Raw genomic sequence first — 4,739 nt, forward strand, 5'->3', positions numbered from 1 at the left:
CGGCGCGGCGTCGCCGGGCGGCCCGGCGGCGGTCGGTGGCGCGTCGGCCGCCGCGAGCCGCCGTGCGGTGAGCAACGGGTCGGGCCGGAGCAACCCGAGGAGTACGACGGAAGCCAGCACGAATGCCGTCGCGCTGAACGCGAACGGGCCGGCCAGCGGCGGCAGCCCCCAGCCGGTGGTGGCCCGGTCGGCCAGGTCGGCGAAGTTCGGCGCGGCCACCGCCCCGATGGTGGTGGCCCAGACGATCAGCGAGAGCTGACGCCCTCGACGGGCCGGCTCGGCGAGGTCCACCGCCGTGTAGCGGGCCTGCAGGTTCGCGGCGGTGCCACCGCCGAACAGCAGCATGCCGAGAAAGAGCAGCGGCACCGAGCGGGTGGCCGCCGCCACCACCACCAGGACGCCGCCGACGGCGCCCACCGCGTACGCCAGCACCAGGCCGGGACGACGGCCGTGCCGGGCCATGATCCGGGTGACCGGGACGGCGAGCAGCGCCGCGCCGACCACACCGGCGCTCTGCGCGACGCCGGCCACCGCGGTGCCGGCGATGCGGGCGGCGAGCAGCGCGCCGACGGAGATGCCGATGGTCACACCGATGCCGCCGATGATCTGGGTGGTGAAGAGCAGCCGCATGGTGCGCCGCTGGATCGGCGCGACGTCGAGCCGGGCGTCGCTATGCGGCACGGTCAGGTCGGTGGCCATCGGCGCTCCTCAGGACGGGGTGACAGCCCATCCTCGCGCACGCGCGCCGTGGCCCACCGCCCCTGCCGGACCCGCGCGCGGCCCCGTCCCACTGCAGATCTTGGACAGTTTCCGTCGGCAGATGACGGAAACTGTCCAAGATCTGGTTCTGTGCCCGTCGGTCAGCCGGCCAGCACCCGCTGGTGCAGGGACGACACCGCCGAACGGGCCGCGACGAACGCCCCGTGCTGCCAGGCCACCTCGTGGCTCAGCCAGTCCCCGGCGAAGTAGACCCGACCGGCCGGCTGGAGCAGCAGGTTGTAGCCGGCGGTGCCGTAGCGGGGCGAGGTCCAGGCGCCCTCGATGTAGCGGGTCCGGTCCCAGGCGTGGGAGTACGAGGTGACCAGCTCGCTGCGGTACTTGTCGCCGTGGATCTTCGCCCCCTGGCTGACCGCGCGCTCCCGGCGCTGCTCGGGGGTGAGCCCGCTGTACGCCCGGGCGTTCGCCCCGGTGTTGTAGTAGCCGACGACCAGGCCGCGCTTGCCGTGGAAGCCGTAGGACGGGTACCAGATGTGCGACAGGTCCAGGTCGGTCTCGGTGATGCCGCCGTAGATCCGCTGATCGGTCTCCCACCAGCGGCTGCGGTACTCCAGGCCGATCTTGCCGGCGGCGGTGACCGGGAAGTCGGCCAGGGCGGCGGTCACCCCGGCGCCGAGGTTGTGGGGCACCCGGGCCATCAGGTGCGGCGGCAGCGCCGCCACGCAGTAGTCGGCGGTGATCTGCGACTGCCGACCGCCCTGCCGGTAGGTCACCTCGACCTGGCTGCCCCGGTCGGTCACCCCGGTCACCTCGGCGTTGAGCCGGATCCGGTGCCCGCCAACGGCCTTGGCGAGGGCACGCGGGATCTGGTCCATGCCGCCCACCGGCTGGAACATCAGCATCGCCTGGTCGTAGCCGAACTCGAAGGAGAAGTACCGGCCCACGTTGCTGGCGAAGACGTCGGAGAGCGCCGGGGGCGTGCCGAGCAGCGTTCCCCCGTCGTTGCCCGCGCCGGGGTACGCGGAGAAGCCGCGACGGTTGGTCCCGGCGTACGCCCAGTCGTTGGCCCGCCCGCCGATCGCGCCGAAGCCCTGCAGGAACGACAGCAGCCGGTCCCGGTCCTCGGTGGTGAGCCGTGCGTCCAGCGCGCCCTGGTCGGTGGCCTTGGCGAGCAGTTCCGAGACGTAGCCGTACACGTCGGCCTTGGCGGTGCGGTACCGGACCGGCTCGGTCATCCCGGCGGACTCGTTGTAGATCCAGGCGTCGGCGTTCTGGTTGGTGAAGACCTCGATCGGTACGCCGAGCTCCCGGCAGTAGTCCATGGTGACCATCCACTGTGCGATCCGGCCCGGCCCGGCGTTGAAGTAGACGCCGTCGGAGAACTCGGCCCGCTGGGTGTGCCCGTCGAGGTCGGTCTCGACGTCGCCGCCGCGGATGGTCAGGTTCCGTCCGCCGACGCGGTGCCGCGCCTCCAGGACCGTGCAGTGGTAGCCCGCCTTGCCCAACTCGTACGCGGTGGTGAGCCCCGCGATGCCACCGCCGAGCACGACGACGCTGGCCCCCGGCCGGCCGGTCAGGGTGAAGTCGGACCGCTCGGGCGCCCGGAACGCCGGGGTCACCGACGCGTCGGCGCTGGGCGCGAGACCCATGGCTCCCATCGTGGCGAGCATCGCACCGGCACCGCCGCTGATCCCTACCGCGCGCAGGAACCCACGCCGGCTCACCGTCGACTGCGTCTGATCGCTCATGAACGCCTCCCCTACAAGATCGACTCACGTGAGTCTGCAGAGGAGCTGTTACGCGGATCACGCAACGTCGTTTCCGGCAGGTATCGCCTCAGCCGCGGGGAAGCCGGCCTTCGTGGGCAGCGCGAACGGCCTCCGCGACGTACGGCTGTGCCACGACGTCGAGGTCACCGTCCCCGTGGAGCGGCGGCGCTAGCCCGCGAGGGCGCGGGCGGCGACGGTGAGGTCGGCGACGAGACCCTCGTACGCCTTGTCCTGGTCGTCGGCACGCAGCACGGCGGACGGATGGATGGTGGCCAGCAGCCGGGCCGGCGGGGCGTCGGCCCGCTTTCCGGCGCTGTCCACCGGCACCTGGGTGAAGTCCTCCGGGTGCTGGGCGGACGCGGGCCAGGGCAGCAGTTCGCCGCGCTGTCTCGTCACCCGGAAGGACGGGCCGAGCAGCGCCTTGGCGGCGGTGGCGCCGAGCACCACGACGATCTCCGGGTCGAGCCGGGCGAACTCGGCCACCAGCCAGGGTCGGCACGCGGTGATGTGCACCTGGTCCGGGGTCTGGTGGATGCGCCGCTTGCCGCGCGCCGCAAAACGAAAGTGCTTGACGGCGTTCGTCAGATAGAGCTGCGTCGGGTCCAGCGTGGCGTCGTCGACGGCGCGGCGCAGCAGCCGGCCGGCCGGGCCCACGAAGGGCAGCCCCTTCTGGTCCTCCATGTCGCCGGGCTGCTCGCCGACGAGCACCACGCGGGCGCTCTCGTCACCCCGGCCGAAGACGGTCTGGGTGGCGTCGCGGTACAGCTCGCAGCCCCGACAGCCGCCCGCTGCCGTGCGGAGCTCGTCGATGGTGTCAGCGTCGGGCGGGATGAACCGCTGGGCGCCGGGAGCGCTGTCGGTCTGCTCGGCCATGCCGACTGTTATATACCTCTTAGGTATCGCCTGCCGGTTACGCCCCGGGTGGGCGCGGCCCGGCCGCGTCAGTAGCCGTTGCCGTTTCCGCCGCCGCCACAGGACGCGATGGCGATCAGCACGATGATGATCACGATGATGGCGACCGCGATCGCGATCCACAGTCCCCTGCGGTTTCCACCTGTAGCCATGGTCAGGCACCTCCGGCGGCCCGCATACCCACCCCACTCGCTCTGAATCGTCGCTATTCCCCCTTTTACCGGCGGAAGGTTCGGTTGCCCCTCAGATGGCAAAGCCCGCCTCCGGGGCGGGATGGACGGCGCGGGCCAGCGCGGCGGCCAGGGGCGTCACCTCCTCGACGGCCAGGGAACTGACGGTCACGCGCAGGGCGGGCGGGGCGGCGATCCGGTAGAGGGCGCCGGGCGCCACCGCCCAGCCGGCGTCCCGCAACGCCGTCAGCGCGCTGGTCTCGTCCGGCACCGGCAGCCAGACGTTGATGCCGCTGCGGCCGTGCGCGGTCAGACCGTGCTCGGCGAGCGCGGCCAACAGGCCCTCGCGCCGCAGGTCGTAGCTCTGCGCCGCCCGCCGGACCAGCTCGTCGACCGCCGGGTCACGCCACAGGGCGAGCACCAGCCGTTGCAGCACCGTGGACACCCAGCCGGCGCCGACCCGCGTCCGGCCCGTCACCCGGGCCACCGTGGTCTCGTCGCCGACCAGCACCGCGAGCCGCAGGTCCGGGCCGAACGGTTTGCTTACCGAGCGCAGGAAGGCCCAGCTCGCGGTCGCCCCGGCCAGTGGGTGCAGGGGTACGCGGGCCAGCTCCGCCGCGTGGTCGTCCTCGATGAGCAGCAGGTCCCGCCGGCCGGCGAGCAGTGCGCGCAGCTCCTCGGCGCGGGCGGCGGAGACGGCGGCGCCGGTCGGGTTCTGCGCCCGGCTGGTGACCACCAGCGCCCGCGCTCCGGCGGTCAGCGCGGCCGCCACCCCGGCCACCAGAGGACCCTCGTCGTCCAGCGGCACACCGATCGGCCGCAGCCCGAGCGCGGCGACCAGGTCGAGCAGGTTGGCCCAGCCGGGATCCTCCACCGCCACCGCGTCACCGGGGCGAAGGTGGGCGCCGAGCAGCCGCTCGATGCCGTCCAGCGCGCCGCCGGTGAGGGTGAGGTCCCCGGCGGGTACGCCGTCGGCGCTCAACCGGGCGCGTGCGGCCTCGGCCAGCTCCGGGAGCACGCCGGCCTGCGAGTAGCCGACCGGCGGACCGGTGTCGGCGGCGAGCGCGGCCAGGTGCGGGCCGATCGGGGGCAGCAGTCGGGGGTCGGGCTCGCCCCGGGACAGGTCGCGGGCGTCCGGCAGCGGCGCGGGGCGCAGCGCGGAGCGGCGGGC

4 protein-coding genes and 1 pseudogene are annotated in these 4,739 nt (G+C 73.6%); all 5 read right to left on the bottom strand.

The annotated features are described in order from the left end of the window. A pseudogene (locus B0E54_RS32050) lies at positions 1-699 on the bottom strand (MFS transporter); the annotation flags it as partial. 161 nt (positions 700-860) lie between these two features. After that, positions 861-2,465, bottom strand: a complete 1,605-nt coding sequence (locus B0E54_RS32055) for a flavin monoamine oxidase family protein (RefSeq protein ID WP_234591587.1) — start codon at positions 2,463-2,465, stop codon at positions 861-863. Positions 2,466-2,654: 189 nt separating this feature from the next. Continuing rightward, positions 2,655-3,359, bottom strand: coding sequence for a UdgX family uracil-DNA binding protein (locus B0E54_RS32060; protein ID WP_234591588.1), 705 nt, complete (start codon positions 3,357-3,359; stop codon positions 2,655-2,657). A gap of 68 nt (positions 3,360-3,427) precedes the next feature. Then, positions 3,428-3,550, bottom strand: coding sequence for a hypothetical protein (locus B0E54_RS32595; RefSeq protein WP_255788023.1), 123 nt, complete (start codon positions 3,548-3,550; stop codon positions 3,428-3,430). 91 nt (positions 3,551-3,641) lie between these two features. Beyond that, the coding region (locus tag B0E54_RS32065; protein WP_234591590.1) for an aminotransferase class I/II-fold pyridoxal phosphate-dependent enzyme at positions 3,642-4,739 on the bottom strand (1,098 nt) is incomplete at its 5' end.

It is taken from the genome of Micromonospora sp. MH99 (assembly GCF_021442385.1).
Lineage (GTDB): Bacteria > Actinomycetota > Actinomycetes > Mycobacteriales > Micromonosporaceae > Micromonospora.